At 38.7% G+C, this 19,791-nt stretch carries 18 protein-coding genes; 8 read left to right on the top strand and 10 right to left on the bottom strand.

Features of this window, described 5'->3' with window-relative positions:
* Window positions 1-63: 63 nt before the first annotated feature.
* The 10 genes from ACK2M2_RS14005 to ACK2M2_RS13960 all read right to left on the bottom strand — a co-directional run bounded on the left by ACK2M2_RS14005 (window position 64) and on the right by ACK2M2_RS13960 (window position 11,978).
* Window positions 64-1,593: a helix-hairpin-helix domain-containing protein gene (locus ACK2M2_RS14005; protein WP_419349431.1), complete on the bottom strand. Its 1,530-nt coding sequence runs from the start codon at window positions 1,591-1,593 to the stop codon at window positions 64-66.
* A 53-nt stretch (window positions 1,594-1,646) separates the two neighbouring features.
* The gene (locus ACK2M2_RS14000) at window positions 1,647-3,362 is read right to left on the bottom strand and encodes a PP2C family serine/threonine-protein phosphatase (RefSeq protein ID WP_419349429.1); all 1,716 of its coding nucleotides are present in this window, start codon (window positions 3,360-3,362) and stop codon (window positions 1,647-1,649) included.
* 90 nt (window positions 3,363-3,452) lie between these two features.
* Complete coding sequence (locus tag ACK2M2_RS13995; RefSeq protein ID WP_409512674.1) at window positions 3,453-4,505, bottom strand: TerY-C metal binding domain-containing protein; 1,053 nt, start codon at window positions 4,503-4,505, stop codon at window positions 3,453-3,455.
* A 102-nt stretch (window positions 4,506-4,607) separates the two neighbouring features.
* A complete protein-coding gene (locus tag ACK2M2_RS13990) occupies window positions 4,608-5,243 on the bottom strand; it encodes a vWA domain-containing protein (protein ID WP_419349427.1) in 636 nt (211 codons plus the stop codon).
* A gap of 37 nt (window positions 5,244-5,280) precedes the next feature.
* Window positions 5,281-5,922, bottom strand: coding sequence for a TerD family protein (locus ACK2M2_RS13985; RefSeq protein ID WP_419349425.1), 642 nt, complete (start codon window positions 5,920-5,922; stop codon window positions 5,281-5,283).
* A 41-nt stretch (window positions 5,923-5,963) separates the two neighbouring features.
* The gene (locus ACK2M2_RS13980) at window positions 5,964-6,602 is read right to left on the bottom strand and encodes a vWA domain-containing protein (protein ID WP_419349423.1); all 639 of its coding nucleotides are present in this window, start codon (window positions 6,600-6,602) and stop codon (window positions 5,964-5,966) included.
* Window positions 6,603-6,764: 162 nt separating this feature from the next.
* Window positions 6,765-7,589 carry a hypothetical protein gene (locus ACK2M2_RS13975; protein WP_419349421.1) on the bottom strand — a complete coding sequence of 275 codons (825 nt, stop codon included), beginning with the start codon at window positions 7,587-7,589 and terminating at the stop codon, window positions 6,765-6,767.
* 235 nt (window positions 7,590-7,824) lie between these two features.
* Window positions 7,825-9,138, bottom strand: a complete 1,314-nt coding sequence (locus ACK2M2_RS13970; protein ID WP_419349419.1) for a DcaP family trimeric outer membrane transporter — start codon at window positions 9,136-9,138, stop codon at window positions 7,825-7,827.
* Window positions 9,139-9,260: 122 nt separating this feature from the next.
* A complete protein-coding gene (locus tag ACK2M2_RS13965; protein WP_419349417.1) occupies window positions 9,261-10,640 on the bottom strand; it encodes an aromatic acid/H+ symport family MFS transporter in 1,380 nt (459 codons plus the stop codon).
* A gap of 423 nt (window positions 10,641-11,063) precedes the next feature.
* Entirely contained in the window at window positions 11,064-11,978 is a 915-nt protein-coding gene (locus ACK2M2_RS13960; RefSeq protein ID WP_409512681.1) for a LysR substrate-binding domain-containing protein, read from the bottom strand.
* A gap of 115 nt (window positions 11,979-12,093) precedes the next feature.
* Between ACK2M2_RS13960 and ACK2M2_RS13955 the strand changes: the two genes are divergently transcribed.
* From ACK2M2_RS13955 to benE, 8 genes are all read left to right on the top strand, one after another.
* The gene (locus tag ACK2M2_RS13955) at window positions 12,094-13,203 is read left to right on the top strand and encodes a muconate/chloromuconate family cycloisomerase (protein WP_419349415.1); all 1,110 of its coding nucleotides are present in this window, start codon (window positions 12,094-12,096) and stop codon (window positions 13,201-13,203) included.
* Window positions 13,204-13,216: 13 nt separating this feature from the next.
* Complete coding sequence (catC, locus tag ACK2M2_RS13950) at window positions 13,217-13,507, top strand: muconolactone Delta-isomerase (RefSeq protein WP_409512683.1); 291 nt, start codon at window positions 13,217-13,219, stop codon at window positions 13,505-13,507.
* A 156-nt stretch (window positions 13,508-13,663) separates the two neighbouring features.
* On the top strand, window positions 13,664-14,584 hold the full coding sequence (catA, locus tag ACK2M2_RS13945) for a catechol 1,2-dioxygenase (protein WP_409512684.1): 921 nt from the start codon (window positions 13,664-13,666) through the stop codon (window positions 14,582-14,584).
* A gap of 79 nt (window positions 14,585-14,663) precedes the next feature.
* Complete coding sequence (gene benA, locus ACK2M2_RS13940; RefSeq protein ID WP_419349413.1) at window positions 14,664-16,046, top strand: benzoate 1,2-dioxygenase large subunit; 1,383 nt, start codon at window positions 14,664-14,666, stop codon at window positions 16,044-16,046.
* Window positions 16,043-16,546: a benzoate 1,2-dioxygenase small subunit gene (gene benB / locus ACK2M2_RS13935; RefSeq protein WP_409512686.1), complete on the top strand. Its 504-nt coding sequence runs from the start codon at window positions 16,043-16,045 to the stop codon at window positions 16,544-16,546. Before benA ends, benB begins: the two co-directional genes overlap by 4 nt.
* A 126-nt stretch (window positions 16,547-16,672) precedes the next feature.
* A complete protein-coding gene (benC, locus tag ACK2M2_RS13930) occupies window positions 16,673-17,689 on the top strand; it encodes a benzoate 1,2-dioxygenase electron transfer component BenC (protein WP_409512687.1) in 1,017 nt (338 codons plus the stop codon).
* Between the two features lie 15 nt (window positions 17,690-17,704).
* On the top strand, window positions 17,705-18,490 hold the full coding sequence (gene benD, locus ACK2M2_RS13925) for a benzoate diol dehydrogenase BenD (protein WP_409512688.1): 786 nt from the start codon (window positions 17,705-17,707) through the stop codon (window positions 18,488-18,490).
* Between the two features lie 53 nt (window positions 18,491-18,543).
* Window positions 18,544-19,767, top strand: coding sequence for a benzoate/H(+) symporter BenE (gene benE, locus ACK2M2_RS13920; protein WP_409512689.1), 1,224 nt, complete (start codon window positions 18,544-18,546; stop codon window positions 19,765-19,767).
* The last annotated feature ends 24 nt before the right edge of the window (window positions 19,768-19,791 follow it).

Raw genomic sequence — 19,791 nt, 5'->3', positions numbered from 1 at the left:
TCTATCCTCTGACCAAGCTAACTCCTCATTCTTAAGCAATATATAGCACAAGAAAAGGAGTTTTTATGCTTCAACCATTTGCACCACAGCAAGACGTCCACCATCTTCTTTGGAAAATAAAATCTGTACGCCCTCTTTTAGTTCTATTTTCCCACCAATTGGAATTGCGGTTTTATTCGCCACATCAGTTAAATCAGGCAAGTCTTCATTCACCAACCACCACACATCATTATGTAAAACAAAATAACCCTTACGTTTAATTTGATCAGTAGTCAAACGTTCATTCGGTGCAATTAAATTATTGGCATGCCATGCGTAAATGGATTGTCCTGTCCACACCATTAAACGATGGTTATCGGATCTAAAATTGCCTTGTTGCCGTGCAGAATACAAATTCAAAATTGGTAATTTACCTTTAAATGGAGTATGACAAAATGGACATTCAGGTTGAGTCGAATTATCAAAAACATACCATTTCTGACCACAACGATGATTACGACACGGTTGGATAAGATCTACCGTTTTCACCAAAGCAGTTTCCCATTCATTGGCTGAAGGACGCTTTGCAGGATCATGTAAACCATCAATAAAACTTTTCTTAAACAATTCAGATAAATACGGTCCTGTCACGGTATAAGGTACTTTTGCAGGATCTGCCCACGGCTGTTGACTCACTTTCAGTTGTGATGTTTTCACCTGATTAGAATGATCTGCTGGATGTTCAATAAAGAGTGCTTTTTCACCCATGCCTAAAGTTTCATCTTTTTGTGGATCACTCATATCATGAATTTTTCCGCCACGCAGCGGATGGCGATACAGCAAATACATATAAATCAGAACAGCTAAGGCATGTTTATCTGTGGCGATACTCGGTAGAAAACGGTCAGGATTGTCTTTCGATAAATGACTCGTTCGCACCACCTCAGGGGCAATAAAATCAGGTGTTCCCACCACATCAGGCGGGTATTTACCTGGAACAACCAAGCCATCGACATCAATCACGCAGGCATTGCCTGTAACAGGATCGACCAAGACATTTTTATAAGATAGATCTGAATGCGCTAAACCTGCCGCGTGCATACGACGTACTGCACGTGCAATTAAAATACCTATTTTTAAATAATTTAACCAATTGCCTTTTTCACGTTCATCTAAAAATTTATTTTGATTATTTGCACTTGCAAACCATTTTCCTTCTTTTTCTTTGCCTTTAATTTGTAAAAAATCATTATTTTTAGAGCCAAACTCAAAGAAGAATTGATTTTTATAAGTTGGTGCAGTTATGCCTAATAAATTGTTATATTCAACTAAACCGTCGGGCCAACAGAAAATGTTTTTCCAATATTCTCCACCGACACCATTAAAAATCCCTTGCCATTTATTACCAACAATTTCTTTTAAACGATCTTTTTGCTGTTCAAGTGTTGCCTTTGAATCATAAAACTTATTCTTTTCTTTGCTAAAAAAACACACGACATAACTATGATCAGGTGAAAAATACACATCTTTCATCGCTCCTGAACCTATAATTTCGTCGACAAACTCAATATCCCGACCATCAATAGTTTTGCATTTAATAATTTTTGCTGACATATTTTTTACCTAAGCATCTATTTTTTATACAATATATATAACGGTGACGTATTTTAACTTGAGTGCTTATTCCATAAGACAGCCATGGTTCTGTCATCATGATGCCCTGGTGTAAAAAAGTGCATCCATTCCAATAAAGCCGCATCAGCAGATTCAATTTGCATGAGTGGATCAAGCTCAGCATACAATTTTTGCCATTTCACAAAGTTCAGCAAGCCTGAATCTGTTTCAAAAATCGGGTCTGAAATACCATCAGTCATGAGCAAAATGGCATCGACATCAGTAAAGCAACCAATCTTTAATCTATTGGTAAAATCATGCGCAATGCTACGGTCAAGGAAGCGGGTTTGCCCTGCATATTCGCCACCATCGGGATCATTCATTAAACGTAAATTGCTTTCACTATATAACGCAATTGCACCATCTCCCACAGAGAATGTACTAACAAAAGTTTTATCAGCCAACTTACAGACGACTGCGACTAATAATGTCGTTGAAAAATCTTTGGTATTTGCGCCTAAATCTGTCGCTTGTAGCTCAATTTGATTGAGAATGGATTTATAGATTTCATAGTAAACATGATGAAATTGTTGATTTAATTTCGTTGCTACACCAACGGTAACGTCATCTTGACTACCCACCTGCCATTTGGCTAAATCATTGTTTAGATCATCTATCGTATAGGGGTTCAGATAACGCTTAAATTCATTCTGTACAATATCTACTGCAATTCGGGAACCTTCTCTAGAATATTTCGCACTACCTGCACCATCCGCTACAGTAATGATCGACCAAGAGCTATCTTCAATCAAATGAATCGCAAAATCATCATCACGAAATGAGCCCGCATGTTCATGTGAACGTCCACGGCGACTTGCAGCGACTATTTTATAGTTCGGGGTTTCAATAACGGCTTGATCTAAATGAACCTTAACAAACTCCTGCCCTGACTCAGGTTCAATCACTTTCCATAAACTACGTGGGTCGGCAATCACATTGAGTCGACACTGTGCAGATCGGGTTTCACCCTCAGCAATAAATTGAAAACTAAACTCAATGAGATTTGCTTCTACTGGCTGACCATGAATGCTTTTTGTATCTTCATCAAAATAAAACTGTGTATTGGGGAATTTAAAACTATCTGCTTTGTAGCTGATTTCGCTTGTATCATGTGGCGAAATCACCGTAATTTTCGATTGATAGGCTTGCCCAACTCGAGCATTATCGACTTGAAATTTTACATCTTCATATTTACTTCGTCTAAACACGCTTTCAATCTCTAATCTATTTTGTTCTATTTCCGCAGGGACATTTTCTATGGGCTCGACTGCGTCCTCTTCAACAATAATTTCAGGAATCATATTTTCAGACACCTGCTCATTGCTTGCTGTGATTGGTTGTTCAACGTCTACAATTATCGTTTCTTGATGTATTGAATTTAAGTCACTCTGCAATTTTTCTTGTTCTTGCGTATATTCATCAATAAAATCCGTGATCACGGCGACATCTTGTTTTTCAATGATTTTAAAGTCAGTTTTAAAATCATTTTCTACATCAAATTCAGATATTAGGTGAGATTCAGTGCGACTTGGCTCATCAATCAATGAGTCATAATTTGAAGATGCTTTTACTTTTTCAAGTTCATTGATTAATTTTGAAAGTTGTTTCAAATTCTGCGAATCTCGCAATAAAAATTGAATAAAATGCTCATCAAACTCAGATGAATTGTGTTCCAAAATTTTCTTGATTTTGCATACATCACCGTCCATGTTCAGCCTCATGTTTATTTTATTCGAATTTCATATTGCAAAAATGCATTTTAAATTGATATTGATACGAAATAATCTAACCTTGAACGACTAACCCTGTCCACGTGTAAGATCGAAGTCACCACCACCCGATGAAAAACTAATTTGTCGACGACACCATGGACATACCACAGATTCTCGGTAACCGTCATAACACATCAAATTGCCACAACCACAGACTGCAAAAGCCGTTTCAGCAAAACAGTGCGGACACTCAGGAAATCCATCCAACTCCGCTGTGTTAATTTGCTTATTTGGTGCTTGATGATCCGACCACGTAAAATATTCTTCTGAAATAACACTACAGGTATTAAGCTTAAAATTATAAATATTGATATTTAAATCGGCAGGACTTTTATACTGTAAGTTCTTGGTATATTTGATGATATAAGGCTTACCCATTTTCTGACAACGTCCAACAAATGTTGCACAATTTTCATCGACCTTATTTTTACTGATGGATAAAGCATCTTTTGCTAAACGCATATAACGTTCATCTAAAGGTAGTAAATCATTCTTCTGCTGATTACTTCCCACGCTAATACTTTGCGACACAACGGAAGCAGTAATCCATTTACATAGCCCTTTGACATATTCAGGAGTAATTTGATCAATCGAAATGGTATTTTCAGTGATTTTCTTCAATATAGAAAAATCAACATCTGCACCAAGTCCTATGGCAACCACTGTAGCTTTATTGGCATATTGCATATTCCAACGCTGAATTGCTTGCTCATATTCATCTGTCGGACGACCATCAGTAAAAATGTAAACCATGGGTTTCCAATCACCTTTAACCTCTGTCGTGGTTTTTAGTACATAACGATCAATTTCTTGCCCCAAATGATCAAGAGCTTTACCCAAATGCGTTCCACCACCTAAAGGCAAGCTAAAATGATTAAATGCAAAGAGTTCAGTTAAAGGAACTAAGGTACGTACAATGCCTGCATAAGCAATAATAGAAATATAAACTGTTTCAAGAGCATACGGATCTTTTCTTAAACCACTTAAAATCAGCTCAACACCTTCTTGCACAGAATCTATCGGCTCTCCCACCATAGACTCAGAGCAATCAAGTACAAAAAATACGGGCAATCTACGCATACTTCCACCTGTTTATTTTTACAGAACAACGTAAGTTTTTCTATTTACAAAGTATTGGTTTTCTCACATACAGTACAGTGTAAGTAAAAGAACATATCCAACTTATAAAACCAATTGAATTTCAGCAGGTGGCGGTGGCAATGAAATTGAATCCGTCACGCCTGCACTACTACTGCCTGCAACAACACTTGCAGAAACCCATTTAAAGAAACTTGCAAAGCTGTTTGAGTCCATACTGTCTAAAACAACGACTTGACTGGTCAGTTGTAATAACGATTCTGTTTTAGCTTTCGGGCCTGCTGCACAGGCAACAATCGTGGCAAAATTTAACTGTTTAATGGTTGAAAGCATTTGTTGATACGCATAGACATCTGAAGGCGAGCCATCAGTCATTAGAAATAATAATGGACGCCAATCACCTTTCACATCATCCGTACTTTTTTGAACGTGCTGCCCAACTTCCTGTGCCAATAATTCAAGCGCCGCCCCCATAAATGTTGCCCCTGCACTCGGCACATCTAAATCAGGAATTTGCACTTGATCAAGTGGCGTTAAAGGTAAATAAACTTTCGCTTCCAAATCAAAGGTAATCACACTCAAATGCACACTTTCAAGTGCATAGGGGTCTTGTCGTAATGCACTGAGCATCGACTGTAAACCCACATTCACAGAGTGAATTGGTTCTCCACGCATTGAACCCGAAGTGTCCAACAATATATAAACAGGTAAACGACGCATAAAGCTCTCTTTACATTAATATTAATTAAATCATTTTTTAACTATATTTTTTTAGCCATTCCACAAAATTATCCGATGCGGATGAATCCCCGACAGCATTAAATTTCCAGCCATTATTTTGTCTAACCAATTCAGCAAATAATAATGAACGTTGTTGATCATACTGTCCAATACCAGACAAATCAAAACGAACCATCTCTTTACCTGAACCATCTACAGCACGAATAAATGCATTTTTAACTTGACCAAAATGTTGATTATTTTTTGTAGCATTATAAATTTGCACAATAAAAACGATCTTATGATATTCAGGTGCAAGGGTATTTAATTTAACAATGATCTGCTCATCATCGCCATCACCCGCACCTGTGCGATTATCGCCTGTTAACCAAATTTGACCGGAACGATGTCTTTGATTATTAAAATAAATCACATCACTATTTGTCAAAGTCGCTTGTCCTTGAGCATTCCAACCCAAATCTTTCACTTTACTATTACTGTCACACAAAAATGCCACGACATCCAAATCATGCTCTTCAGCTCCACCACCAAACAGCCCACCTAGAAAGCCTTTTTTCTGCTCAATAATATCCCAACCTAAACCAATGGTAACGAGAGATAAATTATGCTCAGATTTTTCCAGTGTCAGTCCTTGACCTTTTGCTAAGGTTATTGCCATTTTATTTTCCTTTTTATATATTTTTTTCCATGATATATCAGTTATAGAACAACGTTAACTTCAGGTGGTGGCGGTGGTAAATCATTTAGACCTGATACTTCTTTTTGTCCTGCATCGACTTTTTGGCTACCTGTAGAAATACTTGCAGATACCCATTTAAAGAAGGCTTTAATGGTATTTGAATCCGCTGTCGCTAATTCAACAACGACTTCAGTAATTTGCTTTAAAATACTCGTATCTGCGTTATGACCTGCTGCACAAGCAATCACCATACCTGTTTTTGCCTGTTTTAAACGTGCTAGACCTTTTTTCCAATCATCCGTTGGTGCACCATCCGTCATAATAAAAATCAAAGGTTTCCAATCACCACGTATATCGTGTGTGGTTTTTTGCACTTCCTGATCTATTTTATCTGCCAACAATGCAAGCGCATCACCCAATTGTGTTGTACCCGTTGCATGTAACTGAGGTGGCTGAAACATAGCAATTTCAGTCAATGGCGTAAGCTGTTTTGCTTGAGTATCAAAAGTAATGATGGATAAAAATGCCGTTTCAAGCGCATAAGGGTCTTGTCTGAGCGATGAAACTAAGATTTCAACACCATTTTTGACAGCCTCAATTGGCTCGCCGTGCATTGAACCTGAAGTATCTAATAATAAATATACGGGTAATCTTCTCATTTATTGATCTCTACTTGATGTTTTAGTTCATTTTTAATCTTTATGAATTCTTTTATATAAAATAATAGGCTAAAAACAAAGCATTTTTTAATAAATATCGAGTAGCTACCCATTTATATAAACATTAAAAGATACATTCAATAAATTAGTATAATTTCAATATCAATCTGTCCAATTTACCTTTTTCTCCACATAAACCTGCTGAGAAGGTTCATATTGAAAGATACTTTTATACGGCTTTTTCGGCTGATTCTCATCAATATAAGTAACCTCAATCGGAAAATACACAGACTGATTCTGAATGACCTTTAATGTAGAAGTCACAGTGGACGCCATTTCAGGGCGATCTGCATAAAAACTTGCGGTACTCCCTCCTGCATGTCCAATTTGAACCGCTTGAGGCTGAGCATTATCAGGAAGTAAAATACCATACCATAATGACTCTTCTTGACCACCTGCTCCAGTAAATGTCGCATATACATAACTGCCCATCATGTTTGCGCCAAATTTTTGCACATTTTCTTTGAACTGTTTTTGAAAATCTAACATAAGATGTCCATTTGAAGATGGAATATCTTCTTGATTTTTCGCCAATCCAGTCAGTACAAATTGATTCCCCTGCTTTTTATAGACCAGTATATCCACCTGACTTGAACATGCTCTGCAACTACTGATATATCCATCATAATATTTAGCGGTCTCCATAATGACTAAATAGCGAAATTCACCTTGAACATTCGTATATGTAATGACTGGATGCATAAACGCCAAAACATTCGACTCAAGCAATGTGTTGGGAAATTGATGAAAATATTGTTCAGATGAATCTGTGGCAGGTGCTAATACCACTGGTTGTTTATTCCGTTGATAAGCCGTTTCCAATACAGTGTCTAAATCGAGCACATTGTGTTTTTTAGAAAATATTTCGACTGATTTTACAACTGAATTATTGGTATTTAATATTGGAACATGGGCGCAAGCTGTCATAACACCAGATATAAAAGCCAGTACACTTATTTTAAAACCTATATTTTGCATATTTTATCTACTTATTACGTGATTTATTTTCAATATTTAAGCCTCTACAAAATATAGCATGTTGCTCTGCATTATTTATAAAAAAACAGACAATTGAAAATCAATCGCCTGTTTTATGCTAAGTGAGTAGTGAATAAAAATGAATCTAATCACTCATGGTTCACATTTTATTTAAAAAAATACTTTAAAAATTATACTGAGCCAACATACTTACACGGTTGTCTTCACCCTTTTTTGTACCATCTTCTAAGGCTGTAAATACTTCACGCTCACCATACACATATTCCAAACCAAAACTAATTGACTTCACTGGACTGTAGAACACATTTACCCACGCTTGCCATAATTCTTTATTGGCTTGTGGTGAAGCTACGATATATGTCTGATCTTCTTTAAACTTCATATAGCCATAACCCAGTGTTGCACGAGTTTTGTCATTAATTTTTTGTGCTACACCGACAGTAATTGAGTCAAATTCACTGAGTGCAACAATTTCACTACCTTGTTTTACCACACCACTGTTTGCCCATGACACAAAACTGCTGTCACCTTTGACATGGTAATAATCTGCTTTCAGACTGGTTTGTGGTGTGAAATCATATTTTGCCCCTAAACCTACACCCCATGACCATTCTTCATTACTTTCAATACGTTTTTCATGTGCCATAGTGCGTAGACTCATATTTAAGTCATCACCAATTTTTTGATTCCAACGTGCAGTCAATGCAGGTAAACGTGCTTGAACCGTACTATCTTTCGGATCTTCTGCTGCAACAACCAATTGTGAGCCGGGTTGAATCGTATAACTATAACGAACTTGAGGTGTGCGTTTGACTGAACCGCCGACATAGCCCAGTGCATCGATGGTTTCAGGCATATAATCTGGTACTGCAAAGTTTGACCATGTTTGACCAATCAACCATTGGTTATAGTTCAAATAAGCATGGCGAATACGTAAATTGTCTAAACCTGCTCCGCCCAAAAAATCCATTTCAAGTTTGCCCGAAACTGTCTGATCTAACACTGGACTCTTAAAATCTAAACCAATACGTGTTGCTGAAAGTGTCGATTTAAATTCATCAGAACGTTCTTTATCTCCTTTTAACGGTACAGTATTGATCTGATTATATAAGCGCGAAGCACTGCCACCTTCTGCTTGATAAGAAGCATCTAAACGAATATTTCCGTAAACTTTAACCTCTGCTTTAGCAAGGCTCAATATACCATTTGGCGGTTCCACAGCCTTTGTCGGACTATTTACAACAGCTACAGATGCAACAGGGCTTGTAACCTGTGTTGTTATGGTCGTATTACTTTGGCTATAAGATTGTAGTAATTGACGTAATTCTTGCACTTCTTGGCGCAATTGTTGAATATCTTGTTTATTTTCTGCAGTGACAGCATCTGTCTGCTGTGCAAAGCTTTGTGTTACAAAAGTCATTGAAATTAAAGTGACTGCTAGGCTTAATGCCTTCATATTTAAGTTTTTCACGGACATACCTATCCTAAGAAAGAAATAATCTTTCCTGATTATTAAGTTAAGGGGATAATTTCTTGATCAGTGAACACTGATCAGGTTTTGGGTTATCAAGATCGTTTGATAACCCAAGTGACAGTTACTTATGAATGTGAACTGATGTTTGCGGTTTTGACTTCAGCAGCGGCTTGTGCTTGATGTGCAATTTTGCCATCTACAGATGCTTTCATATTGACCAAGAATATTGCAAGTGCAGCAATAACGCCTGGAATTGCAATCATAAGGAAATTCATTTGGTGTGGAAGATTCATTGTTAATAATGCACCTGTAAGCACAGGTCCTACAATTGCTCCAATTCGACCAATACCTGACGCCCAACCCATGCCCGTGGAACGAACAGTTGATGGATAGTACTGCGCGACAAAAGTGTACAGTAAAATTTGTGAACCAATTGTTGCAGCACCTGCGACAGCAATTAATGTATATAAAACTATTTGTGGACTATTAAAGCCAAGTAAAATTAAGGCAATAGCACCACTCATAAACATAATTGTGAGTACTTTTTTAATATGAAAACGGTCTGCCAATGCCCCACCACCAATTGCACCAACCATACCGCCAATGTTAAGTGCAAATAAGAAAATCATACTTGCACCAAGTGAATAACCTGCCTGAATCATTAGTTTTGGTAACCAACTACCCAATGCATACACCATTAACAAGCACATAAAGAAAGCAACCCAGAACATGAATGTACTGAAACTACGACCTTGTTGAAATAATGCCTTTAATGGTGCTTCATCACCTTTAGTTACATCGTCCAGTACAAACTGAGTCTGTGCTGTAATCGCTTGCTCAGGTGCAATTTTTTGTACAATATTACTGACCTTTTCAAGTTCTTTTTTATTGGTCAAATACATTAAAGATTCAGGTAAAAACTTCCAAACCAATGGCAATGCCAATAACGGTAAAATCGCAATATAGAACATGATTTGCCAGCCGTGTAATGGTACTAACCAAGCTCCAAGCAAAGCTGAACTCATTCCACCAATCGCATAACCACTAAACATTAGTGCAACTAAAGTACTACGAATACGTTTAGGCGCATATTCAGTCATTAGTGCAACGACATTTGGCATCACTCCACCAATACCCAAACCTGCGAGGAAGCGTAAAATACCAAACTCCGTTGGATTAGAAGCAAATGCACCTAAAAATGTGAAACCACTAAAGATTGCCACACAAATCATAATAGTCTTTTTACGACCAATTTTATCGGATAATGTCCCAAAACACATTGCACCAAACATCATGCCAAAAAGTGCCGTACTCGCAAGTAAACCTGCTTGTACTGCATTGAGTCCCCATTCCTGCATTAAAAGCGGAAGTGCAACCCCATAAATAACTAAATCATAACCATCAAAAATAATAATCAATAAACACCAAAATAAAACACCCCAATGAAATGGCGTAAATTTCGCCTCATCAATGAGTGTATTAATATTTAATTTTCCTACTTCCATCGTCTGCCTCCTGCAAATGAAATAACTTCAAATCCTGTGCGTACTGTGAGGCAGTACAGATAAAATGTCCAAAACCGAATTTATCTATATATATACCTTCTGAGTTGGTTGAAAATCACCCACACAAATATAAATCCCATAAAAAAACCTAAAATAGTTAGTTTTTCTAATCAAATTATATAAAAAAATAATTACAAAATTTACACAGCTAGAAGTCTTGTTGACACAAACTCAATGAGTCATAACGCTACTTTTCATACATGACAAAGAAAAAATCTTTCGTAAGGAGGCACTGTTTATAGGAAAATAAGCAGACTGAATAACCCTGTATGCTAAAGTCTATAATTATTTTTGATTATTTATTCTGAATGATCATTCTTTAAAGAAAATAGGTAGACCAAAGTCTACCCTGTTTTCTATCTTTCAAATGAAGGTGCGATCATATTTAAATGCTTCTAAGTCATAAACCTGATAAATACAATCAATAAGAGAGCGAATATCCTCACTTTCATCTAAATTTCGGAATGTCATGAAAATTGCGCTGATCGCTGTTTCATCTAAAATAGGTATATAGTTTAAATGTGCCAATTGGATCGTTTGGGTGCTCTCGGGAACAATACAAATCCCTTCTCCCGCTGCCACCAACCCCAAAGCAAGCTGAATTTCTCGAACGTGTTTCAGGTTTTCTGGTTCCAAGTTGTACTCTGCAAACAAGTTTTGTACATGCGTAGCAAAACTAGGTGTGACATTATTGGGGTATAAAAAAATTGTTTCATCTGCCAAATCTGCCAAATAAACGCCTTTTTTATGTACCGCAAGAGGATGGCTTGAGTGCACGGCCATCATTAACCGCTCTTCACGCAATAAGAGTCGATTTAACGCAGGATCTGAGATTCGTAAACGCCCAAAACCCACATCTATACGCCCTTCTTTGAGCGCCTTTACTTGTTGCAAAGTCGTCATTTCAACCAATTCGATCTTTAAATGTGGTTGTTGCTGTCTATATAAGAAAACAATTTTAGACAATAAACCATAGAGCAATGATCCGACAAAACCCATCGTTACAGTACGTTCAACCATACCTATACGCTTAGTCATCGATTTCACTTCTTCCGCATTGGTCAGTATTTTGACGGCATGCTGATAAAAAAAGTGTCCTGCCTGTGTGGTTTTGAGAGGGCGACTTCCTCTCTCAAATAAAGCAATCCCTAGCTCTGCTTCTAAATTTTGAATTTGGCGGCTGAGTGGCGGTTGAGCAATAAATAATTTCTCCGCTGCCTTTGTGAAACTTTGTTCTTCTACTACAGCAACAAAGTAGCGTAAATGTCTTAGCTCCATGAACCTTCATACCTTTAAAATATATTAAAATGCAAAAATGGTCTTCGACAGTATTTTAGCATTCCTTTAAGGTATACCACAAGAAAGACACATTGCAAGAATGCTTAGAGTAGATATGTACAAATCCATCGAAACATTGCTTGTCGAGATACCGACCATTCGTCCTCACAAGATGGCTGTAGCGACAATGCAGACACAAACCCTTGTTCTCATCCGAATTGAAACCGAAGACGGTTTTATCGGTTGGGGTGAAGCGACCACAATCGGTGGATTAGGGTATGGCGAAGAAAGTCCTGAAAGCATTAAAACCAATATTGAAACTTATTTTGCGCCTTTACTGAAATCTTTACAGTTGCCCAATATTGCGCAAACCATGCGTGCCTTAAATAAAAATATCAATGGCAATCGTTTTGCTAAATGTGCCATTCAAACTGCGCTACTTGATATTCAAGCACAACGTTTAGATTTACCGCTTTCTGAACTTTTAGGTGGACGTTTACGTGACAGCGTACCTGTACTTTGGGTATTGGCATCTGGCGATACTGAAAAAGACATTGCTGAAGCTCAAAAAATGATTGCGGCAAAACGCCACAATGTTTTCAAACTTAAAATTGGTTCTCGTGCTGTTGAAGCAGACGTTGAACACGTTCTAGCAATAAAAAAAGCCTTGGGCAAAGACATCTCAATTCGTGTTGATGTAAACCGTGCTTGGTCAGAATTAGAGGCAATTAAAGGTATTCAGCTATTACAAGATGGCGGTGTGGATCTGATTGAGCAACCCTGTGCCATTGACAATATTGATGCCATGGAACACCTCACTCGACGTTTTGATATTGCCATTATGGCAGATGAATCTCTTATGGGTCCATCAAGCGCTTATCGCCTTGCTAAAAATAATGCAGCTTCTGTCTTTGCTGTCAAAGTTGCACAGTCAGGTGGTCTCATTGAAGGTCGTGATGTATCAACTGTTGCCCATCTTGCAGGAATTGATCTGTATGGCGGCACCATGCTTGAAGGTCCTGTCGGCACCATTGCATCAGCACATTTATTTTCTACATTCGACAATCTTGCATACGGTACCGAACTGTTTGGTCCGTTGTTATTGACCGATGATATTTTAAAAACACCATTGCAATACCAAGACTTTGAACTTCATCTTCCACAAGGTGCTGGTCTAGGCATTGAAATGGATGAAGACAAAATCGACCGTTTACGCCGTCAGTAATTAGGAGCTACGCATGTTATTTCAAGTACGAATGGACGTTAATATTCCAAAGGATATGCCCGCTGAAACAGCAGCCGAAATTAAAGCTGTAGAAAAAGCTTATTCTCATGATTTACAACGTCAAGGTAAATGGCGTCACATTTGGCGCATTACAGGTCAGTACTCAAACACCAGTATTTTTGATGTCGAAAGTAACGAAGAACTGCACAACATTTTGCAAGGTCTTCCCCTTTATCCATACATGAATATTGAAGTAATGGCATTAAATCGCCACCCATCTTCAATCCATGAAGATGATCGTTAATTAAAAAATTAAGCGGTTATAAAATTTTATACACGCTTAAATCTGGAATACATCCAGAGGGTTTACAAAATCGCGTAACAAGGAAAGTGGCAGCCAAGCTTCAAATTAATTTAAAGAAGCGAGCCACCATCGTAAGCATACTCAAGGAGTTATAGTATGAATCGTCAAGCAATTGATATCTTAGTTAAAAAAATGAATGTTGATACAGCAACTGGTCCAGTTGATGCACGTACTCAACAAATTGTTGTTCGTTTAGTTGGAGATCTATTCCAAGCAATTGAAGACTTAGACATTTCACAAACGGAACTGTGGAAAGGATTAGAGTATTTCACTGATGCAGGTCAAGCAAATGAACTTGGCTTATTGGCAGCAGGTTTAGGTTTAGAGCATTACTTAGATTTACGTGCTGATGAGGCTGATGCTAAAGCAGGTATCACAGGCGGTACACCACGTACTATCGAAGGTCCTTTATATGTTGCAGGCGCGCCTGAAACTGTAAGCTTCACGCGTATGGATGATGGCTCAGAAGAAGGGAAAATCCCGACTTTAATCATCGACGGTACAGTGAAAGATGCTGAAGGTAACCTTATTGAAGGTGCTAAAGTTGAAATTTGGCATGCAAACAGTTTAGGTAACTATTCGTTCTTTGATAAATCACAGTCTGATTTTAACCTACGTCGCTCAGTAATCACTGCTACTGATGGTCAATATACAGCACTGACCACAATGCCTGTCGGTTATGGCTGCCCTCCACAAGGTACAACTCAATTTGTACTCGACAAATTAGGTCGTCATGGTAACCGTCCATCACACGTTCATTACTTCGTGACTGCGCCTGGTTTCCGTAAATTGACTACGCAATTCAACATTGAAGGTGACCAATACCTTTGGGATGACTTCGCATTCGCAACACGTGATGGCTTAGTCGCAACTGCTGTTGATGTGACTGATGAAGCTGAAATCGCACGCCGTGGTTTAACGGGTGCATTCAAACACATTCAATTTAATGTTGAATTGGTTGCAGATCAACAAGGTGCGCCTTCAACTGAAGTTGATCGTCGTCGCGCTAGCGCTTAATTACTCAGAAGTTCAGAGATATCAGTTTGCTTGTTGCGCTGATATTTCTTGGGTTTAGCTAAAATTTGGAGAGGCGATCATGCCACGTATTCCTGTTATTAATACCAGCCATCTTGACCGTATTGATGAATTACTTGTAGACGATTTTGAAACAGGTGAATTTAAACTTCATCGTTCAGTATTTACTGATCAAGCCCTATTCGACCTTGAAATGAAATATATTTTTGAAGGCAACTGGGTTTACTTGGCACATGAAAGTCAAATTCCAAATAATAACGATTACTACACGACACATATTGGTCGCCAACCGATTTTAATTGCACGTAACCGCCAAGGCGAATTAAATGCAATGATCAATGCGTGTTCACACCGTGGTGCACAGCTTTGCCGTAACAAACGTGGTAATAAAGCAACCTATACTTGCCCTTTCCATGGTTGGACTTTTAACAACTCTGGTAAATTATTGAAAGTTAAAGATCCATCTGATGCAGGTTATTCAGACTGCTTTAACAAAGAAGGTTCTCACGATCTTAAAAAAGTAGCTCGTTTTGAAAACTATAAAGGCTTCTTATTTGGTAGCTTAAACGAAGACGTATTACCTTTAACAGAATTCCTAGGTGAAACCACAAAAATCATCGACATGATCGTGGGTCAGTCTGATCAAGGTTTAGAAGTTTTACGTGGTGCATCGACCTATACCTATGAAGGTAACTGGAAATTGACCTCTGAAAACGGCGCAGACGGTTATCACGTTTCAGCAGTTCATTGGAACTATGCTGCAACAACGCAACAACGTAAAGAAAAAGAAGCCGCAGACAACGTTCGTGCGATGAGTGCAGGTTCTTGGGGTAAACAAGGTGGTGGTTCATACGGCTTTGAAAATGGTCACATGCTCCTTTGGACACAATGGGCAAACCCAGAAGACCGTCCTAACTTCCCAAAAGCGGAAGAATATGCAGAGAAATTTAGCCCTGCAATGTCGAAATGGATGATTGAGCGTTCACGTAACCTCTGTCTATATCCAAACGTGTATTTAATGGATCAATTTGGTTCACAAATCCGTGTACTTCGTCCACTTTCTGTCAATAAAACTGAAATAACGATTTACTGTATTGCACCTGTCGGTGAAGAGCCAGAAGCACGTACACGTCGAATTCGCCAATATGAAGATTTCTTTAATGCATCAGGCATGGCAACACCAGATGACTTAGAAGAATTCCGTGCTTGTCAAACAGGCTACGCAGGTATTGAACTTGAGTGGAACGATATGTGCCGTGGTTCTAAGCATTGGGTTCAAGGTCCAGATGCAGTTGCTGACGAAATTGGTTTAAAACCAAAACTTTCATGTATTAAAACTGAAGATGAAGGCTTATATCTTGCACAGCATCAGTACTGGTTAACTGAGGTTAAAAAGGCAATTCAATCTGAAAAAGCTTTGGCTGAACAAGGAGATCACGCATGAGTAATGCAAATCTTGACGCAACATTTGAGTCAGTAAGCCAATTCCTTTTTAAAGAAGCTCGCCTACTTGATGATGAACAATGGGATGAATGGTTACAGTGTTATGCACCAACTGCACCCTTTTGGATGCCAGCTTGGGATGACGATGACACATTAATCACTGATCCACAAAAAGAAATTTCATTAATCTACTATCCTGATCGTCAAGGTTTAGAAGACCGTGTATTCCGTATTAAAACGGAACGATCTTCTGCAACTATGCCCGATACACGTACGTGCCACAATGTAAACAACATTGAGATTTTAGAACGCCATGAAGATAAAGTCGTTGTTCGCTTTAACTGGAACACTTTAAGTTTCCGTTACAAGACATCGTATAGCTACTTTGGCATGTCACGCTACGAAATCGATTTATCGGGCGATCAGGCACAAATTTTAAGCAAATATGTGGTGCTGAAAAACGATTACATCAATCAAGTGATCGATATTTATCACCTCTAAATTAACATTTTCCATCTCTAAGTACTTTTGGTTCAGTTAGCCACACATCCTGAACAAACCTTTAGTCAAATGGAATTTTGACTAGAGGTCTCCCCAAGTTCTAAAGTTTTCAAAGGATATTCAGCCATGTCAAACCACAATATTGCACTTCAGTTCGAAGATGGCGTAACACGTTTTATTTCAGTGACTCAAGGCGAATCACTTTCTGATGCAGCTTACCGTCAAAAAATCAATATTCCACTAGACTGCCGTGATGGTGCATGTGGTACATGCCGTGCCTTTTGTGAATCGGGTACATATGATATGCCTGAAGAACTTTATATTGAAGATGCATTAACTCCTGAAGAAGCCGCACAAGGTTATATTTTGGCATGCCAATGTAAACCAACTTCTGATGCTGTGTTCCAAATTCAAGCCTCATCTGATGTGTGTAAAACAGAAATTCACGCTTACCAAGGCACTTTGGCATGTGTAGAAAACCTATCAGAATCCACTATTACTTTTGATATTCAGCTTGATGAAGGTCAACCTGCTATTAACTTCCTTGCAGGTCAATATGTCAATGTTGGCATTCCAGGGACAACAGAAACACGCTCATATTCATTTAGTTCAAAACCAGGCAATCGCTTAACAGGTTTTGTCGTACGTAACGTACCGAATGGAAAAATGAGTAGTTTTTTAAGCCAAACTGTTCAAGTTGGCGACAAAATGACTTTTACTGGTCCATTTGGTAGCTTCTACTTACGTAATGTTGTACGCCCTGTCGTCATGCTTGCAGGCGGTACAGGTATTGCACCATTCATGTCAATGCTTCAAGTATTAGAAGAAAAAGGTTCTGAACATCCTGTCCGTTTAGTCTTTGGTGTGACCAATGATTTTGACTTGGTGGCAATTGAAGAACTACAAAAATTACAAGAAAAACTCTCTTGGTTCGAATTCCGTACAGTTGTGGCATCACCTGATTCAGCACATGAGCGTAAAGGCTATGTGACAGGTCATATCGACAATGACTGGTTAAATGGCGGCGATGTAGACGTCTACTTATGTGGTCCTGTGCCAATGGTTGATGCTGTACGTGGTTGGTTGGATGCTGAAGGCGTAAAACCTGCTAATTTCTTATTCGAAAAATTCTCAGCAAACTAATTGAGAGCGATTCAAATGTCAGTTCAAGAAAGATTTTTAAATAAAGTTGTAATTGTGACAGGTGCTGCTCAAGGCATTGGTCGTGGAGTTGCCTTACAAGTTGCAAGCGAAGGTGCGCAAGTTGTTTTAGCCGATTTATCTGATTTTGTCGAAGAAACATTGGCAGAAATTGAAGCACAAGATGGCGATGCGATTATTGTCAAAGCCAATCTTGAAACTTATGCAGGCGCTCAGTCTGTGGTTGCCAAAGCCATTGAAACTTATGGTCGTGTTGATGTACTCATCAACAATGTTGGCGGTGCAATTTGGATGAAACCTTTTGAAGAATTTTCAGAAGAAGAAATCATCAAAGAAGTTAATCGCTCATTGTTCCCGACCATGTGGTGTTGTCGTGCAGTTTTACCAGAAATGCTGAAAAGTCAGAAAGGTACGATTGTTAATGTATCTTCCATTGCGACACGTGGGATTAACCGTGTGCCTTACTCTGCCTCTAAAGGTGGTGTAAATGCCTTAACGGCTGCTTTAGCATTTGAACATGCAAAAGACGGTATTCGTGTAAATGCAGTTGCAACGGGTGGTACAGAAGCACCGCCACGTAAAGTGCCACGTAATGCCAATCCATTGACAGATAATGAAAAGCAATGGATGCAAGAAGTGGTTGATCAAACCATTGATCGTAGCTTTATGCACCGTTACGGCACGATTCAAGAACAAGTGAATGCAATTGTTTTCCTTGCTTCCGATGATTCTTCATATATGACAGGTACGGTCGTTCCTGTTGGTGGTGGCGATCAGGGTTAACCCTGATCCACTCAACATTCACAGGATCATTGAATGCATGGAGGCAAAATACAATGGCAACCCTGATTAAAACATTAAAAGAAGATTGGTCACTGTCAGCTACGGTCGCAGGTTTCCTCGCCGTGCTGATTTCTTATGCTGGCCCGATGATTATTTTCTTTCAAGCCGCACAACAAGCAAATGTATCTTCCACCATGATGGCCTCATGGATTTGGGGAAGTTCGATTGGTGCAGCAATTACGGGGATTATTCTCTCCATCAAATATAAAGCACCAATTATTACTGCATGGTCAGCGCCTGGTACGGCATTATTGGTGGCTCTATTTCCTCATATTTCACTCAATGAAGTTGTGGCTGCTTATATTACATCGGCGGTAATTATTTTTTTCATTGGCATTACAGGTTCTTTTGACAAACTTTTAAAATGGATTCCGCATGGTGTTGCTGCCGGCATGATGGCAGGCATCTTGTTCCAATTTGGTGTGGGATTATTCAAAGCCACGGACAGTATGCCTTATGTCGTTTTTGGCATGTTGGCATGTTTTTTATTGGCAAAACGTTTTTCACCACGCTATGCGATTATTTGGGTTTTATTATCAGGAATTGCATTGAGTGTTCTCTTTGGAAAAATCAATCCTGTACCCATGAATTTCTCTTTAGCCATTCCTGAATTGATTATGCCTGAATGGACATGGTCATCGACTTTAAACCTTGCCATTCCACTCACCATTGTCAGTTTAACGGGACAATTTTTACCAGGCATGGCAATTTTAAAACTCAGTGGCTATAACACCCCTGCGAAACCCATTCTCAGCGTTGCAAGTATTGTGTCGTTGGCTGTGGCAATCACAGGCGGTATCACCATTGTATTGGCAGCTATTACCGCCGCACTTTGCACAGGTAAAGATTCACACGAATTAAAAGAAAAACGTTATATCGCAGGTATCGCCAATGGTATTTTTTATATTTTGGGCGGCTTATTTGCCGGCAGTATTGTCATGCTGTTTAGCATTTTACCTAAAGAATTGGTCGCTGCGCTTGCAGGGCTTGCGTTGCTTGGGGCAATTGCCACCAATATTTCAGTTGCCATGAAAGATGAATCACAACGTGATGCTGCATTAATCACCTTTCTTGCCACAGTATCAGGCATGCACTTTTTAGGATTTAGCTCAGTATTTTGGGGCATTTGTATTGGGATGATTTCACATTTGGTCTTAAGCAAACGTGAAGAAAAAATCATCACACCGCCTTCTACTCAAAACTCTGCACAGAGTTAATTGAGAACACGTTTGACGAGGAAA

Origin of the sequence: Acinetobacter sp. TY1, assembly GCF_048551395.1 — a bacterium.
In the GTDB taxonomy this organism is placed as follows: Bacteria; Pseudomonadota; Gammaproteobacteria; order Pseudomonadales; family Moraxellaceae; genus Acinetobacter.
Note: the sequence above shows the minus strand (reverse complement) of the source record. Positions and strands in the feature narration are given on the sequence as shown.

Excerpts from the sequence above, each read along its gene's own strand:
- ACK2M2_RS13995 (WP_409512674.1), bottom strand. The coding sequence starts at position 4,505 with ATGCGTAGATTGCCCGTATTTTTTGTACTTGATTGCTCTGAGTCTATG.
- benD (WP_409512688.1), top strand. The coding sequence starts at position 17,705 with ATGTCAGTTCAAGAAAGATTTTTAAATAAAGTTGTAATTGTGACAGGT.
- ACK2M2_RS14005 (WP_419349431.1), bottom strand. The coding sequence starts at position 1,593 with ATGTCAGCAAAAATTATTAAATGCAAAACTATTGATGGTCGGGATATT.
- ACK2M2_RS13955 (WP_419349415.1), top strand. The coding sequence starts at position 12,094 with ATGTACAAATCCATCGAAACATTGCTTGTCGAGATACCGACCATTCGT.
- ACK2M2_RS13960 (WP_409512681.1), bottom strand. The coding sequence starts at position 11,978 with ATGGAGCTAAGACATTTACGCTACTTTGTTGCTGTAGTAGAAGAACAA.
- benC (WP_409512687.1), top strand. The coding sequence starts at position 16,673 with ATGTCAAACCACAATATTGCACTTCAGTTCGAAGATGGCGTAACACGT.
- ACK2M2_RS13965 (WP_419349417.1), bottom strand. The coding sequence starts at position 10,640 with ATGGAAGTAGGAAAATTAAATATTAATACACTCATTGATGAGGCGAAA.
- ACK2M2_RS13985 (WP_419349425.1), bottom strand. The coding sequence starts at position 5,922 with ATGGCAATAACCTTAGCAAAAGGTCAAGGACTGACACTGGAAAAATCT.
- benE (WP_409512689.1), top strand. The coding sequence starts at position 18,544 with ATGGCAACCCTGATTAAAACATTAAAAGAAGATTGGTCACTGTCAGCT.
- catC (WP_409512683.1), top strand. The coding sequence starts at position 13,217 with ATGTTATTTCAAGTACGAATGGACGTTAATATTCCAAAGGATATGCCC.
- ACK2M2_RS14000 (WP_419349429.1), bottom strand. The coding sequence starts at position 3,362 with ATGGACGGTGATGTATGCAAAATCAAGAAAATTTTGGAACACAATTCA.
- catA (WP_409512684.1), top strand. The coding sequence starts at position 13,664 with ATGAATCGTCAAGCAATTGATATCTTAGTTAAAAAAATGAATGTTGAT.
- ACK2M2_RS13975 (WP_419349421.1), bottom strand. The coding sequence starts at position 7,589 with ATGACAGCTTGCGCCCATGTTCCAATATTAAATACCAATAATTCAGTT.
- ACK2M2_RS13980 (WP_419349423.1), bottom strand. The coding sequence starts at position 6,602 with ATGAGAAGATTACCCGTATATTTATTATTAGATACTTCAGGTTCAATG.
- benB (WP_409512686.1), top strand. The coding sequence starts at position 16,043 with ATGAGTAATGCAAATCTTGACGCAACATTTGAGTCAGTAAGCCAATTC.
- ACK2M2_RS13970 (WP_419349419.1), bottom strand. The coding sequence starts at position 9,138 with ATGTCCGTGAAAAACTTAAATATGAAGGCATTAAGCCTAGCAGTCACT.
- benA (WP_419349413.1), top strand. The coding sequence starts at position 14,664 with ATGCCACGTATTCCTGTTATTAATACCAGCCATCTTGACCGTATTGAT.
- ACK2M2_RS13990 (WP_419349427.1), bottom strand. The coding sequence starts at position 5,243 with ATGCGTCGTTTACCTGTTTATATATTGTTGGACACTTCGGGTTCAATG.